General features: G+C 56.4%; 17 protein-coding genes, 2 tRNA genes and 3 rRNA genes. 11 read left to right on the top strand and 11 right to left on the bottom strand.

What is annotated here, in order from left to right; genetic code table 11:
* Genes H3L91_RS00915 through H3L91_RS00925 form a run of 3 tightly spaced genes read right to left on the bottom strand, consistent with a single transcriptional unit; the run spans window position 1 to window position 2415 of the window.
* The gene (locus tag H3L91_RS00915) at window positions 1–747 is read right to left on the bottom strand and encodes an electron transfer flavoprotein subunit beta/FixA family protein (protein WP_007341509.1); all 747 of its coding nucleotides are present in this window, start codon (window positions 745–747) and stop codon (window positions 1–3) included.
* The gene (gene waaC / locus H3L91_RS00920) at window positions 744–1736 is read right to left on the bottom strand and encodes a lipopolysaccharide heptosyltransferase I (RefSeq protein ID WP_040658517.1); all 993 of its coding nucleotides are present in this window, start codon (window positions 1734–1736) and stop codon (window positions 744–746) included. The genes H3L91_RS00915 and waaC overlap by 4 nt, the downstream gene beginning before the upstream one ends.
* Window positions 1737–1776: 40 nt before the next feature.
* Window positions 1777–2415: an isochorismatase family protein gene (locus H3L91_RS00925; RefSeq protein ID WP_040658519.1), complete on the bottom strand. Its 639-nt coding sequence runs from the start codon at window positions 2413–2415 to the stop codon at window positions 1777–1779.
* Between the two features lie 99 nt (window positions 2416–2514).
* Here H3L91_RS00925 and tsaA point away from each other — a divergent pair, with 99 nt between their 5' ends.
* Entirely contained in the window at window positions 2515–3186 is a 672-nt protein-coding gene (gene tsaA, locus H3L91_RS00930) for a tRNA (N6-threonylcarbamoyladenosine(37)-N6)-methyltransferase TrmO (RefSeq protein ID WP_007341512.1), read from the top strand.
* An 88-nt stretch (window positions 3187–3274) separates the two neighbouring features.
* Here the strand turns inward: tsaA and ubiG are convergent, their stop codons facing one another.
* Window positions 3275–4003: a bifunctional 2-polyprenyl-6-hydroxyphenol methylase/3-demethylubiquinol 3-O-methyltransferase UbiG gene (gene ubiG / locus H3L91_RS00935; protein WP_007341513.1), complete on the bottom strand. Its 729-nt coding sequence runs from the start codon at window positions 4001–4003 to the stop codon at window positions 3275–3277.
* A gap of 378 nt (window positions 4004–4381) precedes the next feature.
* Between ubiG and lpxC the strand changes: the two genes are divergently transcribed.
* From lpxC to H3L91_RS00950, 3 genes are all read left to right on the top strand, one after another.
* Window positions 4382–5302 carry a UDP-3-O-acyl-N-acetylglucosamine deacetylase gene (lpxC, locus tag H3L91_RS00940; RefSeq protein WP_007341515.1) on the top strand — a complete coding sequence of 307 codons (921 nt, stop codon included), beginning with the start codon at window positions 4382–4384 and terminating at the stop codon, window positions 5300–5302.
* Between the two features lie 370 nt (window positions 5303–5672).
* Window positions 5673–7121: a decarboxylating NADP(+)-dependent phosphogluconate dehydrogenase gene (gene gnd, locus H3L91_RS00945; protein ID WP_007341517.1), complete on the top strand. Its 1449-nt coding sequence runs from the start codon at window positions 5673–5675 to the stop codon at window positions 7119–7121.
* 143 nt (window positions 7122–7264) lie between these two features.
* Entirely contained in the window at window positions 7265–7408 is a 144-nt protein-coding gene (locus tag H3L91_RS00950; RefSeq protein WP_154647166.1) for a hypothetical protein, read from the top strand.
* 170 nt (window positions 7409–7578) lie between these two features.
* Here H3L91_RS00950 and H3L91_RS00955 read toward each other — a convergent pair whose 3' ends face one another.
* Together H3L91_RS00955 and mutS are read right to left on the bottom strand one after the other, a co-directional pair.
* A complete protein-coding gene (locus tag H3L91_RS00955) occupies window positions 7579–7968 on the bottom strand; it encodes a hypothetical protein (protein ID WP_244958473.1) in 390 nt (129 codons plus the stop codon).
* A gap of 388 nt (window positions 7969–8356) precedes the next feature.
* On the bottom strand, window positions 8357–11035 hold the full coding sequence (gene mutS, locus H3L91_RS00960) for a DNA mismatch repair protein MutS (RefSeq protein ID WP_040658521.1): 2679 nt from the start codon (window positions 11033–11035) through the stop codon (window positions 8357–8359).
* 370 nt (window positions 11036–11405) lie between these two features.
* Here mutS and H3L91_RS00965 point away from each other — a divergent pair.
* The 6 genes from H3L91_RS00965 to H3L91_RS00990 all read left to right on the top strand — a co-directional run bounded on the left by H3L91_RS00965 (window position 11406) and on the right by H3L91_RS00990 (window position 17157).
* A 16S ribosomal RNA gene (locus H3L91_RS00965) occupies window positions 11406–12946 on the top strand.
* Between the two features lie 56 nt (window positions 12947–13002).
* Window positions 13003–13079: transfer RNA gene (locus tag H3L91_RS00970), tRNA-Ile, on the top strand.
* A gap of 10 nt (window positions 13080–13089) precedes the next feature.
* Window positions 13090–13165: transfer RNA gene (locus tag H3L91_RS00975), tRNA-Ala, on the top strand.
* A 360-nt stretch (window positions 13166–13525) separates the two neighbouring features.
* A 23S ribosomal RNA gene (locus H3L91_RS00980) occupies window positions 13526–16410 on the top strand.
* Window positions 16411–16542: 132 nt separating this feature from the next.
* A 5S ribosomal RNA gene (gene rrf / locus H3L91_RS00985) occupies window positions 16543–16655 on the top strand.
* Together the 16S, 23S and 5S rRNA genes with 2 tRNA genes alongside form the textbook arrangement of a ribosomal RNA operon.
* Window positions 16656–16830: 175 nt before the next feature.
* Window positions 16831–17157 (top strand): ComEA family DNA-binding protein, encoded by a 327-nt coding sequence (locus H3L91_RS00990; RefSeq protein WP_007343959.1) that lies wholly within the window; start codon window positions 16831–16833, stop codon window positions 17155–17157.
* On the opposite strand, the gene H3L91_RS00995 is transcribed toward H3L91_RS00990, so the two are convergent.
* The 5 genes from H3L91_RS00995 to gluQRS all read right to left on the bottom strand — a co-directional run bounded on the left by H3L91_RS00995 (window position 17123) and on the right by gluQRS (window position 21033).
* Entirely contained in the window at window positions 17123–17473 is a 351-nt protein-coding gene (locus tag H3L91_RS00995) for a hypothetical protein (RefSeq protein WP_182109845.1), read from the bottom strand. The two genes, H3L91_RS00990 and H3L91_RS00995, sit on opposite strands and share 35 nt — an antisense overlap.
* Window positions 17474–17519: 46 nt before the next feature.
* Window positions 17520–18023, bottom strand: a complete 504-nt coding sequence (locus H3L91_RS01000) for a GNAT family N-acetyltransferase (protein ID WP_007341522.1) — start codon at window positions 18021–18023, stop codon at window positions 17520–17522.
* Window positions 18024–18034: 11 nt separating this feature from the next.
* Window positions 18035–18565 (bottom strand): isochorismatase family protein, encoded by a 531-nt coding sequence (locus H3L91_RS01005; protein WP_007341523.1) that lies wholly within the window; start codon window positions 18563–18565, stop codon window positions 18035–18037.
* A 190-nt stretch (window positions 18566–18755) separates the two neighbouring features.
* Window positions 18756–19973: a bifunctional glutamate N-acetyltransferase/amino-acid acetyltransferase ArgJ gene (gene argJ, locus H3L91_RS01010; protein ID WP_007341524.1), complete on the bottom strand. Its 1218-nt coding sequence runs from the start codon at window positions 19971–19973 to the stop codon at window positions 18756–18758.
* A 160-nt stretch (window positions 19974–20133) separates the two neighbouring features.
* The gene (gene gluQRS, locus H3L91_RS01015) at window positions 20134–21033 is read right to left on the bottom strand and encodes a tRNA glutamyl-Q(34) synthetase GluQRS (RefSeq protein WP_040659277.1); all 900 of its coding nucleotides are present in this window, start codon (window positions 21031–21033) and stop codon (window positions 20134–20136) included.
* A 223-nt stretch (window positions 21034–21256) separates the two neighbouring features.
* Here gluQRS and H3L91_RS01020 point away from each other — a divergent pair, with 223 nt between their 5' ends.
* Window positions 21257–23515 carry a TonB-dependent siderophore receptor gene (locus H3L91_RS01020; RefSeq protein ID WP_007341527.1) on the top strand — a complete coding sequence of 753 codons (2259 nt, stop codon included), beginning with the start codon at window positions 21257–21259 and terminating at the stop codon, window positions 23513–23515.
* Window positions 23516–23570: the final 55 nt, after the last annotated feature.

The raw sequence follows: 23570 nt of genomic DNA on the forward strand, positions 1-23570 counted from the left end.
TCAAATCACTTTCGCGGCTTTCAGTTTGGCCGCCAAATCGGCGGCATCGGCGGCTTTTACGCCCGCCCGCCTGGTTTGCGGCTCAGCATAACGCACGGCCTGCACCCGCGCGGCGGTGTTCACATTCAAGGCTTCGGGCGTCAGTTTTTCCAAAGGTTTCTTTTTCGCCTGCATGATTTGCGGCAGTTTGACATAGCGCGGCTCGTTCAGGCGCAAATCCGTGCTGATGACGGCGGGCAGTTTCAAAGCCAGCGTTTCCGATCCGCCGTCGATTTCGCGGGTAACGACGGCTTCGTTTTCCAACAATTCAATTTTTCCGGCAAACGTTCCCTGCGGAGCGTTCAGCAGCGCGGCCAGCATTTGCGCGGTTTGGTTGGCATCGTCGTCAATCGCCTGTTTGCCCAGCAGCAGGATTTGCGGCTGCTCCCTGTCGGCCACCGCTTTGAGCAGTTTGGCCACGGCCAGTGGCTCCAAAACCGCTTCGGTTTCGACATGGACGGCGCGGTCGGCACCCATCGCCAGCGCGGTACGCAAAGTGTCTTCGCATTTTTTGCCGCCGAGCGATACAGCGACGATTTCATTGATTTTTCCCGCCTCTTTCAAACGCACGGCTTCTTCCACGGCGATTTCGTCAAACGGGTTCATCGCCATTTTGACGTTGCCGATGTCCACATCCGAACCGTCGGCCTTCACCCGCACTTTCACGTTGTAATCCACCACGCGTTTTACGGCAACCAGTGCTTTCATATTCGTTCGTCTCCTTTGCGGCCGGCCTGTGCCGCCGCCATACATTCCAACAATAAACGGTAAACTTCCGCCGCCGTCGGTATTTGTCCGATGCCGCCGCAGTTTTTTGCCCTCGCCGACTGCTGCACACCGGTTTTTTGCGGGTCGGTGTCGGTATAAATCCCCACCAGCGGCCTGTCCAAAGCGTTGGCCAAATGCAAAAGGCCGGTATCCACGCCGGCTACGCCGGCCGCTCCGTCCAGCAGGGCGGCTGCCTGCAACAAATTCATTTTTCCGCACACGGCTATATAGGGGGCGGCACGCGCCAGTTCTTCCGCCCGCGCCTTTTCCGCCTCATTGCCCCACGGCAGCCAAACCGTGCCGCCGTTAAAGCGGTGCAGCATTTGCGCCAGTTCCTGCCAGTTTTCAGGCCGCCACAATTTGCTGTCGCGGCTGGTGGCGTGAAGGGCGACATAATAAGGTTTTTGCGGGATTGCCAAGCCGGTGTTTTCCGGCACGGCTGCGCCGAACAGCATTTCAGACGGCATCTCATAGGCAAAGGCTTGGGCGAACAACAGGCGGTTGCGCAACACGGCATTCTGTCCTTTTTTCACGGCAAACGTCTTTGCATAGAAAAGCGCGGCCAAACCTTCCCGCGCGCTTTTTCTGTCCAAACCCATCACCGGCGTACCGGTCATTTTCGCCGGCAACGCGCTTTTTATCAGCCCCTGGCTGTCCAAAACACAATCGAATTTTTCCTGCCGCAATGCGGTTTTCAGACGGCCTATTGCCTGCCGGGTTTCCCTTGCAAACAGTTTTTTGCGCCACTGCCGCCAGCGCAGGATATGGATTTTTTTCACAAAAGGATGAAGGCGGGCGATGTCGGCAAAACTTTCTTCGCACAACCAGTGCAATTCCACATCGGGGCGCATACGAGCCAAATCGCTGACGGCGGGCAGCGTGTGTATCAGATCGCCCATGCTCGACAAACGCACCAGTAACACTTTCATTTTTACGCCAATCCGCAAGCCTGTTTCACGTGAAACACAATCAACCGTTTGATTTGAAATATTTTTCAATTTCTGCCGCATCGGAAAGCAACAATGCGCCCGCCGCTTCCATTTCCTGCCACGCCTTCGCGACGGTTTCCGGCGCGATGCCCCGACAAGCGGCGCGATTGACAATCACCTGCCAGTTTCCACCCCGGCAAAGCTGCAATACGGTGTGTTTGACGCAGTAATCCGTGGCCAGGCCACCCACCAGCACAAAACGCGCCTGTTTTGCCGCCAGCCATTCGATTAGTCCGGTGCTCAGCCGCTCTTCAATGTCGTGGTAGCACGCGCCGTAGGGGTGCAGCGCGGGATCGACGCCTTTCCACACGCAATAGTCGTAGCCGTCCAAATCCGGCAGGCCGTCGAGCAGGCCGTAGCCTTCGCTGCCGATCATCGCGTGGGCAACCCAAGTCAGATCGGCGTTCTTCAAACCGGTCGGCTTCAACATATCCACAGAATTATCCACAAGCCAGGCCGCTTTTTGGCTGTGCGCGTCTTTGGTCATTACCCGCAGATCCGCCAAGGCCGCCTGCGCGTTCAGCTCGGCCGCGATGGTGTCGCCGCCGACAACGGGAAGCTCCGCCGGACAAAGCGGGGTAAAGGTTTTTTGTGCGTCCACATCGATCGAAACAATCACGCGCCCGGCCTTTCGTGCCTGTAAACAGGGCGGCATTATAGCAAAACCGCCCCTGCCCCGTGCTACAATCCGCACACCTTTTCAACAAAGTTATCCACAATGCGCCACACCATAGAAAGCATAGGCCGCGTCGTTTCCCCCTACACGCAGAAGTTCGGTATCGCCCGCCAGCCCGGGCTGGTGCCCGCCGCCGAAGTTTCCATCGTGCTTGATGCGCGTTTCAATGAAGACGCGGTGCGCGGTTTGGAAAACTTCGGCTACATCTGGCTGCATTTTATTTTCCACGGCGTGTTGGACGAAGGCTGGTCGCCGCTGGTGCGGCCGCCGCGTTTGGGCGGCAAACGGAAAGTGGGCGTGTTCGCCACCCGCAGCCCGCACCGCCCCAACCATCTGGGCCTGTCGCTGCTGAAACTGGAAGGCATAGACTGCACGGGCGGCGGGGTAATCATCCGGTGCAGCGGCGCAGATTTGCTCGATGGCACGCCGGTTGTGGACATCAAACCCTATATCCCCTTTGTGGAAGCCAAGCCCGAGGCAGCGGCGGGTTTTGCCGGCGCAGCCCCGCCGCTGCTCGATGTGGTGTGGCAGGCCGGGGAGACGCGGCTTTCAGACGGCCTCAAACGGCTGATTGCCCAATCCGTCGCGCAAGACCCGCGCCCCGCGTATCAGGACATTCCCGAACGGGTGTATGTGATGGAAATCGGCGGATGGTCGGTGAGATTCCGTATCGAAGGGGGCACGGCGGTGATTTTGGCGGTTGAGGCCGTCTGAAAAAGAGAAAACAGCTCGAAAGGCCGTCTGAAAAGTTTTCAGACGGCCTTTTTGACAAAATCCGCAGCAGCAGCCCGTTTTGCGCTTTTCAGACGGCCTCTGCGGGGCGGCAGGCGGCCATGTAGTTGACGCTTGTGTCGCCGCTTAAAAAATAGCGTTTCAAAAACGGCTTGTAGCCCAAACCTTTGATATCGGCGATGTCCAGCCCCGCCTGGCGGCACATGCGCGCCAGTTCGGACGGGGTGATGAATTTCTGCCAGTCGTGCGTGCCTTTGGGCACCAGGTTCAATACATATTCCGCGCCGAGGATGGCGTGCAGATAGGATTTGGCGTTGCGGTTGATGGTGGAGAAAAACACCATGCCGTCAGGCTTGGCCAGCTTGGCGCAGGCGCGGATGACCGAGGTGGGGTCGGGAACGTGCTCCATCATTTCCATGCAGGTTACCACATCGTAGCCATGCGGGTTTTCCGCCGCCAAATCCTCCACGCTGACGCAGCGGTAGCGCACATTGTCCACGCCGCCCATCCGCGCGTGCGCCTCGGCCGTTTGCAGCGATTTTTCCGCCAGATCGATGCCGGTTACCGCCGCCGCGCCGCGCCACGCCATGCTCTCGGCGAGGATGCCGCCGCCGCAGCCCACATCCAGCACGGTTTTGCCCGCCAAATCCGCTTTGGCGTCGATATAGTCTAGGCGGAAGGGGTTGATGTCGTGCAGCGGTTTGAACTCGCCTTCGGTATCCCACCATTTTTCCGCCAAGCGACTGAATTTGTCGATTTCGCCGCGATCCACATTGGCCTGCTGCGCCGTGCCGTCCATATCCGTTTCCTTTGTTTCACTGTCGCTCAAATGCGGCGTATTGTACCCGAAACACTTTCACGTTTTCAGACGGCCTGTTGCGTGATGAAGGCCATCTGAAAACAAACCTTAAATGAAAATATAAAAAGATGATTTTGATGAAGCGGCGGCTGTTCTGTGGATAAGGCGTTTTCCGTTTTCCGTTTCAAAGGCTTGGGAAACAGATAAGGCTGTTGGCGGCGGCTGTTTTGCCGCTGCGCGGGCGAGGATGCTTTTTCAGACGGCCGCACGCTGCTGTGGACAATGGCATTTTTTCAACAGGCCGTTTGAAAATTACCCGCAGCAGAGGCGCGGATTCCCGTATCATGCGCCGCTGTTTGACAAAGACAAGGACAAACCATGTTGCAGAGAACCCTGGCCAAACCCGTTTCCGCCACCGGCGTGGGGCTGCATTCGGGCGAGCGCGTCGCCCTCACCCTGCGTCCGGCGGCGGCAGACAGCGGCATTATGTTCCGCCGCACCGACCTCTCCGGCGCGCAGGGCGAGGCCTTCCGGCTCACGCCCTATCTGATCAACGACACCCGCCTTTCTTCCACCGTGGTAACGGAAAACGGCGTGCGCGTCGGCACCATCGAACACATTATGTCCGCGCTGGCGGCCTACGGCGTGGACAACGTGCTCATCGAATTGAACGCGCCGGAAATCCCGATTATGGACGGCTCCGCCCTGCCGTTCGTCTATCTGCTGCAAGACGCGGGCATCGCCGACCAGCAGGCGGAAAAACGCTTTTTGCGCATATTGAAAACGGTGGAAGTGCGCGAAAAGGACAAATGGGTGCGCTTCACCCCCTATAACGGCTTCAAAGCCACCCTCACCATCGAATTCGACCATCCGGTGTTCAACCGCAGCGCGCCCACCTTTTCCATCGATTTTTCCGGCAGCTCCTACATCGAAGAAATCGCCCGCGCCCGCACCTTCGGCTTCATGCAGGAAGTGGAACTGATGCGCTCGCACAACCTCGGCCTCGGCGGCAACCTGTCCAATGCCGTGGTGATCGACGAAACCGACGTGCTCAACCCCGAAGGGCTGCGCTACCCCGACGAATTCGTCCGCCACAAAATCCTCGACGCCATCGGCGACCTCTACATCGCCGGCCACCCCTTCATCGGCGCGTTCGAGGGCTACAAATCCGGCCATGCCGTCAACAACGCCCTGCTGCGCAAAATCCTCGATGACGACACCGCTTACGAATGGGCGGAATTTCCCGACAACGCCGATTTGCCGCCCGCCTTTTTCACGGTGGACGGGCAATTGCCCTAAACCGGGGAAACAAACGGGAAAACCCGCCCTTTGTCCACAAGGCAGACAGGCCGTCTGAAAACCGTCCACGGCAATCCCGCCGCCCAAAGGCCGCTGCCCACAGTTTTCAGACGGCCACAACCGTTTGAAAAACATCATGGAACAATGTTTTTCCACAGGTATACGCAGCCTTCATCAAAATCATCTTTTTATATTTTGTATTTTCAAATAAGGGAAAACCCGCACCGCTTCTGCGGCGGCGCGGCATCCCCGTTATAAAATTTCATAAAAATCTTAACAGAAACAAAACCCGCCCCATCAAACATTGGCATACCGTCCGCCCTTGCGGTAAAGTGGCGCGGTTTACCACCACGGCTCCGAAAGGCAGACAATGAAAGGCGATATAGGCGTAATCGGTTTGGCGGTCATGGGTCAGAACCTGATTCTGAACATGAACGATCACGGCTTCAAAGTGGTGGCCTACAACCGCACAACACAGAAAGTGGACGACTTTTTAAACGGCGCGGCCAAAGGCACAAACATCATTGGCGCGCATTCCCTGCCGGATTTGGTAAACAAGCTGGAAAAGCCGCGTAAAATCATGATGATGGTACGCGCGGGGCAAGTGGTGGACGACTTTATCGCGCAACTTGTGCCGCTGTTGGACGAAGGCGACATCATCATCGACGGCGGCAACGCCAACTACGCCGACACCACCCGCCGCACACACGAGCTGGCGGCCAAAGGCATCCGCTTTATCGGCGCGGGCGTGTCGGGCGGCGAAGAGGGCGCGCGTTTCGGCCCATCCATCATGCCGGGCGGCGACGGGCGCGCGTGGCCGCAAGTCAAACCCATTTTCCAGGCCATTGCCGCCAAAACGCCGCAGGGCGAACCCTGCTGCGACTGGGTCGGCCGCGACGGCGCGGGGCATTTTGTCAAAATGGTGCACAACGGCATCGAATACGGCGACATGCAGCTCATCTGCGAAGCCTACCAGTTTATGAAAGACGGCCTTGGCCTTTCCTACGACGAAATGCACCGGATTTTCAGCGAGTGGAACAAAACCGAGCTTGATTCCTATCTGATTGAAATCACAGCGGCCATTTTGGCCTACACAGACGAAGACGGCGCGCCGCTGGTGAAAAAAATCCTCGACACCGCCGGCCAGAAAGGCACCGGCAAATGGACGGGCATCAACGCGCTCGATTTGGGCATTCCGCTGACGCTGATTACCGAAGCCGTGTTCGCCCGCTGCGTGTCGGCGTTGAAACAACAGCGCGTGGCAAACGCCAAACTGTTTTCCAGCCGCATTGCGCCTGTTGGGGGCGACAAAGACGAATGGGTGGAAGCCCTGCGCCAAGCCCTGCTGGCCTCGAAAATTATTTCCTACGCACAGGGTTTTATGCTCATCCGCGAAGCGGGCGAGGCCAACGATTGGGGGCTGGACTACGGCAACACCGCCCTGCTGTGGCGCGAGGGCTGCATCATCCGCAGCGCGTTTTTGGGTAACATCCGTGATGCTTACGAAAACGATCCCGATTTGGTGTTTTTGGGCGCAGACCCCTATTTCAAAGGCGTGTTGGAAAGCTGCCTGCCCGCTTGGCGCAAAGTGGTGGCCAAAGCCGTCGAATCAGGTATCGCCATGCCGTGTATGGCCGCCGCGATTACCTTTTTGGACGGCTACACCACCGAGCGGCTGCCCGCCAACCTGTTGCAGGCGCAGCGCGATTATTTCGGCGCACACACCTACGAGCGCACCGACAAACCGCGCGGCGTGTTTTTCCACACCGATTGGACGGGCAGCGGCGGCGATACCGCGTCTACCACTTACGACGTGTAAAACAAGGCTGTCTGAAAGCGCAGCTTCAATAAACAGAGGCCGTCTGAAACTCTTTTCAGACGGCCTTTTGCCCGTTTTATCAATAAAACCGGCGGCACCCCGCGCAGCGCCCCTGAAAATCTCCCGCAGAATGCAGGAAGGGGGTGGCGGTACTCGGCTTGCGAAGCGGTTTTTTGCGTAAAAAATGCCCGAATGCAAGGAAAAAAGCGCAGCAAGCTTGGACACCTGCGGGCATTTTTGATGTGGCAGGCGGGTATTTTTTGCCAAAAACACCGCCGCAAGGCTGATTGTCAACAGCCCCTAGTAATATGGAACACAAAAAACTACAACCCACACCAAATTTGTCAGATGTTCGTAGCCAGCAAGATACAGTTGAAGAAAATCAAAGAAACTCTCAGCAATATCAGATGTAAAAACAGTGCCCTATGGGCACTGTTTTTATTGATATATGTTTAAATTATAGGTATTCATCAAAAATGCTACGTCCAGCTTTACGGTTAGCTTCATGTTTTCTTGCTGCTTCAAGAGCATCACGTCTTATGTCGGCTTTCCACTTTTTACTACCAACGTATTCAGATTTTTTTCCCTTAGCCTGTTTCGCAACCTGTTTCCCACTTTGTCTTACTCCATTTCTAGCAGCACTTTTACCACTAACTTCAACCAAAGAGTCCTGTGCCCTGCCATTCAAATACTCATAACGTCCCGTGCTGTCATAACCTATTTGGCTGTACAACTTGGCATCCGCTGCGCTTATGCCTTTCTCCCCCAATTCATACGCGGATGCCGCCAGCGGTGCTGCGAGCAAGGTTGTCATCATTGCGATTTGTAAGATTTTGTTGGTTTTCATGTTTTTATCCATAAAAAAGTTGTTAAAAAATACCTTTCAAATCAATGAAAAGTGTTAAAATTATACTGCATACTGCATACTGCATACTGCATACTGCATACTGCATACTGCATACTGCATACTGCATACTGCATACTGCATACTGCATACAAATTTTTGTAAAGATTGAAATTATCCTGCCCTGCCCCGCATCCGGCGGGCTTTTTTGTCGCCGTGTAGGGTGTGTCGCCCCGCGACGCACGCGGTTTTGGGTTGTTGCGGGAAGTTGTGCGGAAAAATAAAAGGCCGTTTGAAACCATATCTTACTGAGCTTTCAGACGGCCTTTGGCAGGTGACGGGTGTTGTATGGAACGTGTGTGTCGCCTTGGGGCGGCACCTTACGCGGTTTTCAGACGGCCTTTTCGCTGCTGAGGGCTTTGAGGCGGTAGATAAGGTCGAGGGCTTGGCGGGGGGTGAGTTCGTCGGGGCGGATGTCGGCGAGGGTGCGGATGAGGGTTTCGCTGTTTGGGTTTGGCGGTGTGTTTTCAGACGGCCTTTTTGTATTTTCGGGATTTTCGGCTGCAGGGGTATGGAGGCCGTCTGAAAGGCTGTTTGCCCCGTCGGACAAATCGGTTTGGCCGTGTTCTTTTTCAGACGGCCTCTCTTCGGGCAGCAGGGAGAAGATGTCGAGCTGGGGGCGGGCGGCGGCGGCTTGGGCTTCGAGCCGTTCGAGCTGTTTTTGCGCGGCGTTGAGGGCGGCGGCGGGCAGGCCGGCGAGTTTGGCCACGGCGATGCCGTAGCTTTTGCCGGTGGGGCCGGGTTCGACGCGGTGGAGGAAGACGATGTCGCGCCCTTCTTCGAGGGCGGAAAGGTGCATGTTGAAGGCGGAAGGCAGGGTTTCGGGCAGGGCGGTGAGCTCGAAATAGTGGGTGGCAAACAGGGCGAAGGCGCGGTTTTTCTGGGCAAGGTGGCAGGCTGTGGCCTGGGCGAGGGCGAGGCCGTCGAAGGTGGAGGTGCCGCGCCCGATTTCGTCCATCAGCACCAGCGACTGGGCGGTGGCGTGGCGCAGGATGCAGGCGGTTTCGCTCATTTCCACCATGAAGGTGGAGCGGTTGGCGGAGAGGTCGTCGGACGCGCCGATGCGGGTGAAGATGCGGTCGGTGGGGCCGATGAGGGCGGCGGCGGCGGGGACGAAGCTGCCGGTGTGCGCCATGAGGACGATGAGGGCGGTTTGCCGCATGTAGGTGGATTTGCCGCCCATGTTGGGGCCGGTGAGCAGCATCAGGCGGTGTTTGTCGTCGAGGCGGGTGTGGTTGGCGGTGAAGTGGCGCACTTGTTGTTCGATAACGGGGTGGCGGCCGTCTGAAATGTCGATGCAGGGGTAGGCGGCAAACTGCGGCCGGCAGTAGCCGCGCTCGGCGGCTTGGGCGGCAAAGGCGGCGAGCACATCGAGGGCGGCGGCGGCTTTGGCGGTTTTTTGCAGCAGGGGCAGTTCGTTTTGCAGGTCTTTGAGCAGTTGGTCGTAGAGTTTTTTTTCGAGGGCGAGGGCGGCTTCCTGCGCACCCAACACTTTGTCTTCAAAGGTTTTCAGCTCGGGGGTGATGAAGCGTTCGGCGTTTTTCAGGGTTTGGCGGCGTTGGTAGTCGGCGGGGGCTTGGGCAGCCTGCGCTTTGGACAACTCTATATAGAAGCCGTGGACGCGGTTGTATTCCACTTTGAGGGTGGTCAGGCCGGTGCGCTCGCGCTCGCGGGCTTCGAGATCGAGCAGGAATTCGCCGCCGTGGTTTTGGATGTGGCGCAACTCGTCGAGTTCGGGGCAGTGGCCGTGGTTGATGACGCCGCCTTCGCGCAGCCACACGGCGGGCTCGGGCAGGATGGCGGCGCGGATTTTTTCCGCAATCCGTTCTCCTTCGGGAAAGATGTTTTTCAGCGTGTCCAAAAGCGCGGAGGCGGGCAGCGGGATGGACGGCAGGATGGCGAGGCTCTCGCGCAGGCCGGCCAAATCGCGCGGGCGGGCGGTGCCCACGGCAATGCGGGCGGCGATGCGTTCGATGTCGGACAGGTTTTTCAGACGGCCTGCAATGTCCGCTGCGCCCTCCGCCAGCAGCGCGGCCACGGCGTCCTGACGGGCGGCGATGTGGTCGCGGTTGCGCAGCGGGTTGTGCAGCCACAGGGCCAGCAGGCGGCTGCCCATGTGGGTTTGGCAGCGGTCGAGCACGGAAAACAGGGTCGGCGACTTTTTGCCGGATATGGTTTGCGTGATTTCGAGGTTGCGCCGCGTCGTCGCGTCCATGCCGACATACTGGCTCTCCGATTCGAGCGACAGGCCGTCGAGATGGCGCGGCAGCTCGGATTGGGTGAGCTTGATGTAGTTGAGCAGTGCGCCCGCCGCCCCGATTGCCGGCGCATGTTCCTCCGGATCAAGCCCGAAGCCGCGCAAATCCTGCGCGCCAAAATAGCGCGTCAGCAGATCAAACCCGCTGTCGGCGGCAAACTGCCAACTGTTCAGCCGCGTGATATTGGTTTCGCGCGGCAGGTTTTGCGGCGCGGATTTCCCGTCCGGCAGCAGGATTTCCGCCGCCTGCAAACGCGCCAGTTCGTCGGCCAGCCGCTCGGGCGTGGTCATCTTCACCTTGAATTCGCCGCTTTGCAGTGACGCCCAGGCCAAACCCAGCCTTTTTTTGTCGGCGCACACCGCCGCAATGCGGTTCGCTTCCTTGTCTTCCAGCAAAGCCGAATCGGTCAGCGTGCCGGGCGTAACAATCCGCACCACCTTGCGCGCCACCGGCCCTTTCGCCGCCCCCACTTCGCCCACCTGCTCACAAACCGCCACGCTTTTGCCCATCTTCACCAGCCGCGCCAGATACTGCTCCGCCGCATGGTAGGGCACGCCCGCCATCTTCACCGGCTCGCCGTTCACCTGCCCGCGCGATGTCAGCGTGATGTCCAAAAGTTTCGCCGCCTCCACCGCATCGTCAAAAAACATCTCGTAAAAATCCCCCATACGGTAAAAAACCAGCTTGTCGGGATGGTCGGCTTTAATGCCGAGATACTGCTGCATCATCGGGGAAACGGCGGGTTTGCTCATTTTCAGACGGCCTTTCGTACTTTGAATATGTGAACATATCAGAAAACGGATATTGTAACAGCCTGCCGCTTTTTCAGACGGCCTCGGCGGTTTTGGAAAGATTCTGCAAAAATCTGCAAAATAAAAAATCTTGTTAAACATCGATATGACAGATTATGTCAGATTTTTCCCATTAAGGTGCTTGACCTGAAATTCCCGTTCCCGTATAGTTCGCGTCTTCGCTGCTTCGGCGGCACAGTTCTTTAACAAAACGATTACCGATAAGTGTGGGTGCGCGAGCCCCACACTGCGACAAAAAACAGACAGAGACAAACATTTGTTTCCTGTCGGTTTCTTTGAAGCGGACCAGAAGTTGAATAAGTTAGAGATTGAACATAAGAGTTTGATCCTGGCTCAGATTGAACGCTGGCGGCATGCTTTACACATGCAAGTCGGACGGCAGCACAGAGAAGCTTGCTTCTTGGGTGGCGAGTGGCGAACGGGTGAGTAACGCATCGGAACGTACCGAGTAATGGGGGATAACTGTCCGAAAGGACAGCTAATACCGCATACGCCCTGAGGGGGAAAGCGGGGGATCTTAGGACCTCGCGTTATTCGAGCGGCCGATGTCTGATTAGCTGGTTGGCGGGGTAAAGGCCCACCAAGGCGACGATCAGTAGCGGGTCTGAGAGGATGATCCGCCACACTGGGACTGAGACACGGCCCAGACTCCTACGGGAGGCAGCAGTGGGGAATTTTGGACAATGGGCGCAAGCCTGATCCAGCCATGCCGCGTGTCTGAAGAAGGCCTTCGGGTTGTAAAGGACTTTTGTCAGGGAAGAAAAGGGGCATGTTAATACCGTGCTCTGATGACGGTACCTGAAGAATAAGCACCGGCTAACTACGTGCCAGCAGCCGCGGTAATACGTAGGGTGCGAGCGTTAATCGGAATTACTGGGCGTAAAGCGGGCGCAGACGGTTACTTAAGCGGGATGTGAAATCCCCGGGCTCAACCCGGGAACTGCGTTCCGAACTGGGTGGCTAGAGTGTGTCAGAGGGGGGTAGAATTCCACGTGTAGCAGTGAAATGCGTAGAGATGTGGAGGAATACCGATGGCGAAGGCAGCCCCCTGGGATAACACTGACGTTCATGCCCGAAAGCGTGGGTAGCAAACAGGATTAGATACCCTGGTAGTCCACGCCCTAAACGATGTCGATTAGCTGTTGGGGCACTTGATGCCTTAGTAGCGTAGCTAACGCGTGAAATCGACCGCCTGGGGAGTACGGTCGCAAGATTAAAACTCAAAGGAATTGACGGGGACCCGCACAAGCGGTGGATGATGTGGATTAATTCGATGCAACGCGAAGAACCTTACCTGGTCTTGACATGTACGGAACCTTCCAGAGACGGAAGGGTGCCTTCGGGAGCCGTAACACAGGTGCTGCATGGCTGTCGTCAGCTCGTGTCGTGAGATGTTGGGTTAAGTCCCGCAACGAGCGCAACCCTTGTCATTAGTTGCCATCATTTGGTTGGGCACTCTAATGAGACTGCCGGTGACAAACCGGAGGAAGGTGGGGATGACGTCAAGTCCTCATGGCCCTTATGACCAGGGCTTCACACGTCATACAATGGTCGGTACAGAGGGTAGCCAAGCCGCGAGGCGGAGCCAATCCCAGAAAACCGATCGTAGTCCGGATTGCACTCTGCAACTCGAGTGCATGAAGTCGGAATCGCTAGTAATCGCAGGTCAGCATACTGCGGTGAATACGTTCCCGGGTCTTGTACACACCGCCCGTCACACCATGGGAGTGGGGGATACCAGAAGCAGGTAGGCTAACCGCAAGGGGGCCGCTTGCCACGGTATGCTTCATGACTGGGGTGAAGTCGTAACAAGGTAGCCGTAGGGGAACCTGCGGCTGGATCACCTCCTTTCTAGAGAAAAGGGCTTGGCACCCACACTTATCGGTAATCGGACAGAGCGTTACAAAGGGTTTGTAGCTCAGGTGGTTAGAGCACACGCTTGATAAGCGTGGGGTCGTAGGTTCAAGTCCTACCAGACCCACCAGCGAACATCCGGGGGCATAGCTCAGTTGGTAGAGCACCTGCTTTGCAAGCAGGGGGTCATCGGTTCGATCCCGTTTGCCTCCACCAAGATTTTCAAATTAAAGCGAATTAAACAGAAAGCAAATTGTTGGAAAGTAAAACATACCGGCAATTTGCAAGAGAAACATTCTAAATAGTTTATTTTAATTTGCGAATCAAAACGCATCGATCTTTAACAAATTGGAAAGCCGAAATCAACAAACAAAGACACTGAGGTTTTATCAGAACTACCAAACAGTTCGAAATAAAGCCCAGTAATTTGGGTGATGATTGTATCGACTTAATCCCGAGACACAAAAGGCGGGATTAAGACACAACAAGCAGTAAGCTTTATCAAAGTAGAGGCCTTAAGGTGCCAAGCTAGTCAACGGCAAAGTACCGAAGTCAGAAAGGTACTTCAAATGATAGAGTCAAGTGAATAAGTGCATCAGGTGGATGCCTTGGCGATGATAGGCGACGAAGGACGTGTAAGCCTGCGAAAAGCATCGGGGAGCTGGCAATAAAGCTATGATCCGGTGATGTCCGAATGGGGAAACCCACCTCTTAGGAGGTATCCTTGTCCGAATACATAGGGCAAGAGAAGCGAACCCGGAGAACTGAACCATCTAAGTACCCGGAGGAAAAGAAATCAACCGAGATTCCGCAAGTAGTGGCGAGCGAACGCGGAGGAGCCTGTATACGATAGCCGAACTGTTAGAAGAAAGAATTGGAAACTTCTGCCATAGCGGGTGATAGCCCCGTATTCGAAAACAGATTGGTGGTACTAGGTATACGACAAGTAGGGCGGGACACGTGAAATCCTGTCTGAAGATGGGGGGACCATCCTCCAAGGCTAAATACTCATCATCGACCGATAGTGAACCAGTACCGTGAGGGAAAGGCGAAAAGAACCCCGGGAGGGGAGTGAAATAGAACCTGAAACCTGATGCATACAAACAGTGGGAGCGGAATAATTCCGTGACTGCGTACCTTTTGTATAATGGGTCAACGACTTACATTCAGTAGCGAGCTTAACCGGATAGGGGAGGCGCAGGGAAACCGAGTCTTAATAGGGCGATCAGTTGCTGGGTGTAGACCCGAAACCGAGTGATCTATCCATGGCCAGGATGAAGGTGCCGTAACAGGTACTGGAGGTCCGAACCCACGCATGTTGCAAAATGCGGGGATGAGCTGTGGATAGGGGTGAAAGGCTAAACAAACTCGGAGATAGCTGGTTCTCCCCGAAAACTATTTAGGTAGTGCCTCGAGCTAGACACTGATGGGGGTAAAGCACTGTTATGGCTAGGGGGTCATTGCGACTTACCAACCCATGGCAAACTAAGAATACCATCAAGTGGTTCCTCGGGAGACAGACAGCGGGTGCTAACGTCCGTTGTCAAGAGGGAAACAACCCAGACCGCCGGCTAAGGTCCCAAATGACAGATTAAGTGGTAAACGAAGTGGGAAGGCCCAGACAGCCAGGATGTTGGCTTAGAAGCAGCCATCATTTAAAGAAAGCGTAATAGCTCACTGGTCGAGTCGTCCTGCGCGGAAGATGTAACGGGGCTCAAATCTGTAACCGAAGCCGCGGATGCCGCAAGGCATGGTAGGGGAGCGTTCTGTAGGCCTGAGAAGGTGTATCGTAAGGTATGCTGGAGGTATCAGAAGTGCGAATGTTGACATGAGTAGCGATAAAGCGGGTGAAAAGCCCGCTCGCCGAAAGCCCAAGGTTTCCTACGCAACGTTCATCGGCGTAGGGTGAGTCGGCCCCTAAGGCGAGGCAGAAATGCGTAGTCGATGGGAAACGGGTTAATATTCCCGTACTTTGATTCAATGCGATGTGGGGACGGAGAAGGTTAGGTCAGCAAACTGTTGGAATAGTTTGTTCAAGCCGGTAGGTGGAAGACTCAGGCAAATCCGGGTCTTCATAACACCGAGAAGTGATAACGAGCATCTACGGATGCGAAGTGACCGATACCACGCTTCCAGGAAAAGCCACTAAGCTTCAGTTGGATCAGAACCGTACCGCAAACCGACACAGGTGGGCAGGATGAGAATTCTAAGGCGCTTGAGAGAACTCGGGAGAAGGAACTCGGCAAATTGATACCGTAACTTCGGGAGAAGGTATGCCCTCTAATGTGAAAGACTTGCTCTGTAAGCATAGGAGGGTCGCAGAGAATCGGTGGCTGCGACTGTTTATTAAAAACACAGCACTCTGCTAACACGAAAGTGGACGTATAGGGTGTGACGCCTGCCCGGTGCTGGAAGGTTAATTGAAGATGTGAGAGCATCGGATCGAAGCCCCAGTAAACGGCGGCCGTAACTATAACGGTCCTAAGGTAGCGAAATTCCTTGTCGGGTAAGTTCCGACCCGCACGAATGGCGTAACGATGGCCACACTGTCTCCTCCCGAGACTCAGCGAAGTTGAAGTGGTTGTGAAGATGCAATCTACCCGCTGCTAGACGGAAAGACCCCGTGAACCTTTACTGTAGCTTTGCATTGGACTTTGAAGTCACTTGTGTAGGATAGGTGGGAGGCTTGGAAGCAGAAACGCCAGTTTCTGCGGAGCCGTCCTTGAAATACCACCCTGGTGGCTTTGAGGTTCTAACCCAGACCCGTGATCCGGGTCGGGGACCGTGCATGGTAGGCAGTTTGACTGGGGCGGTCTCCTCCCAAAGAGTAACGGAGGAGTTCGAAGGTTACCTAGGTCCGGTCGGAAATCGGACTGATAGTGCAATGGCAAAAGGTAGCTTAACTGCGAGACCGACAAGTCGAGCAGGTGCGAAAGCAGGACATAGTGATCCGGTGGTTCTGTATGGAAGGGCCATCGCTCAACGGATAAAAGGTACTCCGGGGATAACAGGCTGATTCCGCCCAAGAGTCCATATCGACGGCGGAGTTTGGCACCTCGATGTCGGCTCATCACATCCTGGGGCTGTAGTCGGTCCCAAGGGTATGGCTGTTCGCCATTTAAAGTGGTACGTGAGCTGGGTTTAAAACGTCGTGAGACAGTTTGGTCCCTATCTGCAGTGGGCGTTGGAAGTTTGACGGGGGCTGCTCCTAGTACGAGAGGACCGGAGTGGACGAACCTCTGGTGTACCGGTTGTGACGCCAGTCGCATCGCCGGGTAGCTAAGTTCGGAAGAGATAAGCGCTGAAAGCATCTAAGCGCGAAACTCGCCTGAAGATGAGACTTCCCTGGGGATTTAATCCTCCTAAAGAGCCGTTCGAGACCAGGACGTTGATAGGCAGGGTGTGGAAGCGCGGTAACGCGTGAAGCTGACCTGTACTAATTGCTCGTGAGGCTTGACTCTATCATTTGAAGGACTTTGCTTCTTTGAAGATAATGCTTGCATAGGACTTGTTCCGATATGTTCATCACAGTTGATACGCCGCAAAAGACGGATGTCTTGCTGCGGCCGGCTTTGCCGATTTGACAGTTTCAGTCTGGCGGCCACAGCGGTTTGGTCCCACTCCTTCCCATCCCGAACAGGACAGTGAAACGAACCAGCGCCGATGATAGTGTGGATTCCCATGCGAAAGTAGGTCACTGCCAGACACCTATTGCAAACCCCGCCAAAGTGGCGGGGTTTTTGTTTGGCCGGAAAACGGATCTGTATCTCGGATGCCGTTGTACGGTATGTTGCGGCGTAACCGGCTTGCCTGTTATGTCATTCTTGATTATGATACCTGCTCTTTATATTTAATCCTTTATTTTTAACGGAAGGGACACTATGGATTTGAAGAAATCTTTGTTCGGCCTTTTGGCTTACGGTGTGGCGGCCTGGGTGGCGGCTGCGGTGAATATCAATACGGCGACGGCCGAAGAGCTCAAAGCGCTGCCGGGTATCGGCCAGGCGAAGGCGCAGGCGATTGTGGACTACCGTAAGGAGAACGGCGCGTTCAAGTCGGTGGACGATTTGAAGAAGGTCAAGGGTATCGGCGACGGTATCCTGGGCAAGCTGAAAGACCAGGCGACGGTCGGCGGTGCCGCCAATGCCAAACCGGTCAAACCGGCCGTGCCAACTACAGCCGCGCCCGCAGCAGCAGTGAAAAAGTAGGGCGCAAAACGGAGGATGCCCCGTCCGCAGACGGGTGGGGCTGCAAGACAAAGGCCGGCGGTATGCCGGCTTCGCTTTTGCCCGGTGCGGGCTTGTCCGCCTGCGGGCGGGTCGTGTCCTTCCCAGGCTTGCGGTACAATACAGGCCGTCTAAAACCGTGGAAAGACCGGTAGGTAAAAGGCCGTCTGTTTTGCAGACGGCCTTTCAGGTAAGCTGTTTCCAAAAAATACTGTTCGGATGCCGCTTTTATTCCCGTATGCGGACGCAGCACAGCTTTAATCCAGTTTTTTAAAATGGCGGCGGCGTTCCAGTTCACTCAGGTAGCGTTTGCGCAGGCGGATCGATTGGGGGTTCACTACCTGTCAATCCCTTACCTTCTTCCCCAGCAGCACAATATCCGCCGCCAGCCCGTCCAAATCGCATACTTGCGGTAGCCGCCCCCACTCTTGGAAACCAAAAGTACGGAACAGGCGGATGCTGGCGTGGTTGTGGCCGAAGACGACGGCGATGATGTTGCGGATGCCCAGCGACGGGGCTTTTTCCAGCATGTAGCGCAACAGGATTTTGCCGACGCCGACGCCGCGCATGTCGTGGCGCACGTAGATGCTGGTTTCGGCGGTAATACGGTAGGCTTCGCGCGGGTAATAGTCGGAGAAGCCGCCCCAGGCAAGCAGCGTGTCGGTTTCGTCTTTTAATACATAAAGCGGACGGTTGCCGCCGTGGGCATCCAGCCAGCCCTGCCGGCTTTCGGCGGTAACATGGGCGAGGTCGGCGGTGGACTGGCGGCTGTCTATGGTGCTGTTGTAGATGTCGACGATGGCGGCAAGGTCTTCCTGCCGCGCTTCGGAAATCCGGTAGTTGTGCATGTTCAGACGGCCTATCTGACGAGCTTGGAGATGGTTTTGAAGGCGGGGTGTTTCGCATCGCCCAGCAGGGAAAACAGCAGGCTTTCGCTGTTGCCCACGGTTGCGTCGGCGGTGCGCATCTGTTCCAAACCGTTGGTTTTGTTGGCAGGATTGCGCGAGGTAAGGCATTCGGCAGGCAGATAGACGCCCAAGCCCTGCGCGCGCAGATCAAGCGCGGTCTGCAAGATGCAGATGTGGGTTTCCGCACCGATAAGGACGACGTTGCGCGCCTGTTTTTCGCGGATGAAGCCTTCGGCGGCTTGAGCGGCGGAAAAGCGGGTTTTTTCGGCCAGCGGCGCGTCGGGCAGCAGCAGGCGTACGGCGGGCAGGGTTGCGCCCAAGCCTTTCGGGTATTGTTCGGTGAGCATCATCGGCACGTTTAAAGCCTGTAAACCCTGTATCAGCAGGCGGCAGGCGGCGGTGAAGGTTTCGGCTTCGTGCAGCGATGGGGTAAGGCGTTCCTGGATGTCGATAACGAGGCAGACGGTGTTTTCGGCGTTCATATTGGTTCTCTTCCGGTTTGTTTGTTTTCAGACGGCCTCTCCGGTTTTTAGGCCGTCTGAAAACATGGTGCTTGATGTAATCGGTAACGGCGCGGCCGTTTTCCAGAGGCCGTCTGAAAACGAAGTTCCGGCGCAGCCAAAAGTTTCAACTTCGTTGAAGCTTCGCTTTCAGACGGCCTCAATCCCATGTTTACGAACGGTATTCCGCATTGATGCGCACATATTCGTGCGTCAGGTCGCAAGTGTAGACGGTGGCCGATTCGCGGCCGCGCTGCAAGTCGATGCGCACGGTGATTTCCGCTTCGTCCATCACGCGCTGCCCCGCTTCTTCGGTGTAGCTTGCGGCGCGGCCGCCGTTTTCGGCCACGAGCACGCCGCCGAGCCACATTTTCAGCTTGGTTTCGTCAAAGGGCACGCCCGCGTAGCCTGCGGCGGCGAGCAGGCGGCCGAGGTTGGGGTCGGAAGCGGAAAAGGCGGTTTTCACCAGCGGCGAGCGGGCGACGGCATGGGCCACCTGTTTGGCTTCGTCGCGGCTTTCGGCGTTAACCACTTCTACGGTAACGAATTTTCCCGCGCCTTCGCCGTCGCGCACAATTGCCTGCGCCAGTTCCAGTGCGAGGCCGCCGAGCAGCTCTTTGAGCTGGCCGTAGCGCGGGTCGGCAATGTTGTCGATTTCGCTTTGGCCGCATTTGCCGCTGGCGATGATGACGAAGCTGTCGTTGGTGCTGGTATCGCCGTCCACCGTGATGCAGTTGAACGACATATCGGCGATTTCCTGCGTCAGAAGCTGCAACACCGGCTGGGCGATGTTCGCATCGGTGGCGATGAAGCCGAGCATGGTGGCCATGTTCGGATGAATCATGCCCGAGCCTTTGGCGATGCCGGTGGCGCGGACGGTGTGGCTGCCGCCGACCTGCCCCGCGCGGGACGCGGCCTTGGCCACCGTATCGGTGGTCATGATGGCGCGGGCGGCGGCAAGCCAGTCGGCGGGCTTCACTTTCGGCAGCGCGGCGGTGATTTTGTCGGACGGCAGCGGTTCGAGAATCACGCCGGTGGAAAACGGCAGCACCTCCTCCGTTTTGCAGCCTGCCTGCTTCGCCGCCGCCGCGCACACCGCCACGGCGCGTTCGTAGCCCTCCTCGCCCGTGCCCGCGTTGGCGTTGCCCGTGTTCACCACCAGCGCGCGGATGTGTGCCGCCTGCGCCAAATGCCGCTTGCAGACGCGCACCGGCGCGGCGCAGAAGCGGTTTTGCGTGAACACCGCGCCGATGGTGCAGCCCTCCGAGAGCGTCAGCAGCGTCAAATCGTCGTGCTGCGGCTTTTTCACGCCCGCCTGACCAACGAAAATTTGAACGCCGCCGATGGGCAGCAGGCTGGCGGCATTCGTTTCCTGATAATTCACGGCCATTTTGTTTTCCTTTGTATCGGTTGGAGAAATTCTGCCGGCGATTATGAACGCTTTTGCGGCGCGGCGAAACAGCTTCTGAGGCCGTCTGAAAGCGCAGCTTCGGCGCAGCCAAAACGCGGTTTCGGTGAAAACGGGTTTTGGCTGCGCCGAAGCTGCGCTTTCAGACGGCCTCCGTGCATATTGCCGCACGCGGCACGCGGCCTATACCCCAATGCGCCGCCGCCCAGTCCAACAAATCGCGCGGCCTGTCCACAGCCGGTGCGGCGGGCAGGTTCAGATAGGCCATCACCTGCCGCAGCAGCACCTCCCGCCGCGCCAAATCCAGCGCGGGCGCGAGCGTCTGTTTCGACCACTTCTGCCCCTGCGCGTTCACCAGCAGCGGCAGATGCGCGTATTGCGGCGTCGGCACGCCCAGACAGCGTTGCAGCCAAATCTGGCGCGGCGCGGACACCAGCAAATCCTGCCCGCGCACCACATGCGTTATCCCCTGCGCCGCGTCATCGGCCACCACCGCCAGCTGGTAGGCCCACAAACCGTCCGAGCGGCGCAGCACAAAATCGCCGATGTCCCGCGCCAGATTCTGCGCGTAAAACCCGACCACGCGGTCGGCAAAACCGATTTCCCCGTCCGGCACGCGCAGCCGCCAAGCCGGCGTTTTCCCCGCTTTTTCAGACGGCCTCAGAGCCGCGTCGCGGCAGCGTCCGCCGTAAACAAAGCCGTCCGCCCCCTGCCTCGCCCCCGTCTGCCACGCCTTGCGGCTGCAAAAACACGGATACACCAAATCCGCCGCCCGCAGCCGAGCCAAAGCCGCTTCGTAAACATCGTAACGTCGGCTCTGATAGGCCACCGCACCGTCCCACTCGAAGCCGAACGCTTCGAGCGTGCGCAAAATCGCATCCGCCGCCCCCGCCATCTCGCGCGGCGGATCCAAATCCTCCATCCGCAGCAGCCAAATCCCGCCCGCTGCGCGCGCGTCGGCATAAGAAGCCAGCGCGGCCAGCAGCGAACCGATGTGCAGCAGCCCCGTCGGGCTGGGCGCGAAACGTCCGACATAAGCCATCAAAACCATCCGTAAACAAATAAACGACAAACAAATCCGGCAGGCGGAAAACCATCCTTGTTAACAGGCAAACAAATGAAAGAATGTTACATCCGCGCAACGCAAACCCGCCGCAAACCATTCATTTCATGCCGGTATGAAATGAGAACGGCTTGCACAGCGTATAATCCGACCCCGCATTTTAACCCTTCCTTTACAACCGTACACATTCAGGACAAACACGATGTCCCGCCCGAATTTCAAACTCAGCACCCTCGCCGCGCTCCTCATTGCGGCAAACGCCGTTTACGCGCAAGAAAATACCGCCCCCCACCGATTCGAAGCAGATAATGCCGGCACTTCCACCGCCATCCAGTCCGTTACCGTCTCGGGAGCCAGCCGCTCGACGCGCACCGAAAACAAAAACAGCTACACCACCTCCGCCATGCGCACCACCACCGGTCTGGCGTTAAGCCCGAAAGAAACCCCGCAGTCGGTGAGCGTGATTACCAAAACACAGCTGGACGATCAAAATATCAGCCGTATTGAAGACGCGCTGAAAACAACCACGGGTGTTAATGTTTTCCGAGACAGCAACCGCTACCGTTTCCAATCGCGCGGTTTCTATATCAACCGCATTGAAGAAGACGGTATGGCTGTAACCGTTAGTGGTTCTATGCTCAATACCAATGCCGACCCGCACAGCCAAACAGATCTAGCCATTTACGACCATATCGAAGTTGTGCGCGGTGCTACTGGCCTGACCCAAGGCACGGGCGAGCCAGGCGGAACAATCAATGTGGTACGCAAGCATCCTACCGCCAAAACCCAAGCTAATATTGACGTGAGCACTGATCGTTTCGGTACTGTCCGCGGTGTCGGCGATGTTTCCGGTTCGCTTAATGCAGCTCAAACGGTACGCGGGCGCGCAGTCGTTGTCGGCGAGCGCAGCAATTCGTTTAAAGACGTCGTAGACGGTAAAAAACAGGTTTTCTACGGCATTTTGGAAGCTGATGCGGGCGAAAATACCAAAATTTCGGCAGGTATGCTGTGGCAGAACGAAAATTCCACCCCCGACCGCTACGGCGTGCCGATGGCCGAAGGCGGCGGCGATGCCGGTTTTTCACGCAAAACCTTTCTTGGCGCAAGCTGGAACGTAGAAAAAGCCAGAAAACGCAATCTGTTTGCCGAAGTGGAACATTATTTCAACGACGACTGGAAGCTGAGCGGAAAAATCAATTACACCAAATCCGACTATATGACCGAATGGGCTGCCTTGGGCAACACCAACCTCAATTACGCCGGTTTGCCTGCCAACGGCCTGATGGCCGTGAGCGGACGTGCCACACGCATGGACAACTACGGTTCGCAATTCGGTATACAGGCGAATTTGGTTGGAAAATATAATGTTTTCAACCGTAAGCACGATCTGTTCCTGACACTGAACCACACCCGTGAAACCCTCCATGCCCATTGGCGGCAGCATGCTGATACCACGGTATACGATGCATATAACTTCAAGCACGATATCGTCCGCCCCGATTTTGAAACCGGCCCTTACCGTTTCTTGGAAACCGAAGACTACACCTTGACTTCTCAAGGCGTGGCGGCGGGTACGCGCTTCCATATTCTGGATAACCTCCACCTGATTGCCGGTACGCGTTGGACGCATTGGAAAAGCGATTACCACGATATTTATTCCGCCAATGGTAATGCGCCGACTTATGACGAAAACCTGAAAACCAAAAGCCGTTTCGTGCCGTATGCCGGCCTGACGTTCGACCTGAATAAAACCCACAGCCTGTATGCCAGCTACACCCAGATTTTCAACCCGCATCTGAGCGCGAAAGATGCCGAAGGTAAACCGCTTACCCCGATGACCGGCACCAACTTTGAGCTTGGCTGGAAAGCCGACTGGTTTAACGATGGCAAACTGAACACCTCACTTGCGCTGTTTCACATTATCCAGAAAAACCGTTCGGTATCTTCGGCAGACCGCAGCCCGATTACCGGCCGCTATTTCAGCATTCCGCTGGGACGTGTACAAAGCCACGGTTTTGACGCCGAGATTTCCGGAAGCTTGAATGAAGCCTGGAAAATCTTCGCCGGATACACGTTCAACACCAGCCGATACCGTGCAACCGAAGGCTCGCGCGCCTATTATCAGGAAGGTGCGAATTTCAATAGCTGGACACCTAAACACATGCTGCGCCTCTACACCAGCTACCGCCTGTCTTTTGCCGGTAAAAAATGGACAGTTGGTGGCGGCGTGAGTGCGCAAAGCAAATCGGGCAATCTCTATATGAATACCGAGCAGCGCGGCTATGCCGTCTGGAATGCCAACGTCCAATACGACATCAGCAAAAATGCCAAGCTGAGCCTGATCGGCAGTAACTTGACCGACAAACGCTACTTTGAAAACAACCGCACCCGTTCCAGAGGTATCAACAACTTCTTCGGCGAACCGCGTAATGTTACTTTGAAATTCAACTACAAATTCTAACCCGCAGCAAACAGGCCGTCTGAAAACCGATTTTCAGACGGCCTTTTCCCCTTTG

The sequence above is a fragment of the Neisseria bacilliformis genome, from assembly GCF_014055025.1.
GTDB classification, from domain to species: Bacteria; Pseudomonadota; Gammaproteobacteria; order Burkholderiales; family Neisseriaceae; genus Neisseria; species Neisseria bacilliformis.

What these genes read in the sequence shown, in the direction of transcription:
- H3L91_RS00915 (WP_007341509.1), bottom strand. Translation starts at nt 747, where the DNA reads ATGAAAGCACTGGTTGCCGTAAAACGCGTGGTGGATTACAACGTGAAA.
- waaC (WP_040658517.1), bottom strand. Translation starts at nt 1,736, where the DNA reads ATGAAAGTGTTACTGGTGCGTTTGTCGAGCATGGGCGATCTGATACAC.
- tsaA (WP_007341512.1), top strand. Translation starts at nt 2,515, where the DNA reads ATGCGCCACACCATAGAAAGCATAGGCCGCGTCGTTTCCCCCTACACG.
- ubiG (WP_007341513.1), bottom strand. Translation starts at nt 4,003, where the DNA reads ATGGACGGCACGGCGCAGCAGGCCAATGTGGATCGCGGCGAAATCGAC.
- lpxC (WP_007341515.1), top strand. Translation starts at nt 4,382, where the DNA reads ATGTTGCAGAGAACCCTGGCCAAACCCGTTTCCGCCACCGGCGTGGGG.
- gnd (WP_007341517.1), top strand. Translation starts at nt 5,673, where the DNA reads ATGAAAGGCGATATAGGCGTAATCGGTTTGGCGGTCATGGGTCAGAAC.
- H3L91_RS00955 (WP_244958473.1), bottom strand. Translation starts at nt 7,968, where the DNA reads ATGAAAACCAACAAAATCTTACAAATCGCAATGATGACAACCTTGCTC.
- mutS (WP_040658521.1), bottom strand. Translation starts at nt 11,035, where the DNA reads ATGAGCAAACCCGCCGTTTCCCCGATGATGCAGCAGTATCTCGGCATT.
- H3L91_RS00990 (WP_007343959.1), top strand. Translation starts at nt 16,831, where the DNA reads ATGGATTTGAAGAAATCTTTGTTCGGCCTTTTGGCTTACGGTGTGGCG.
- H3L91_RS01000 (WP_007341522.1), bottom strand. Translation starts at nt 18,023, where the DNA reads ATGCACAACTACCGGATTTCCGAAGCGCGGCAGGAAGACCTTGCCGCC.
- H3L91_RS01005 (WP_007341523.1), bottom strand. Translation starts at nt 18,565, where the DNA reads ATGAACGCCGAAAACACCGTCTGCCTCGTTATCGACATCCAGGAACGC.
- argJ (WP_007341524.1), bottom strand. Translation starts at nt 19,973, where the DNA reads ATGGCCGTGAATTATCAGGAAACGAATGCCGCCAGCCTGCTGCCCATC.
- gluQRS (WP_040659277.1), bottom strand. Translation starts at nt 21,033, where the DNA reads ATGGCTTATGTCGGACGTTTCGCGCCCAGCCCGACGGGGCTGCTGCAC.
- H3L91_RS01020 (WP_007341527.1), top strand. Translation starts at nt 21,257, where the DNA reads ATGTCCCGCCCGAATTTCAAACTCAGCACCCTCGCCGCGCTCCTCATT.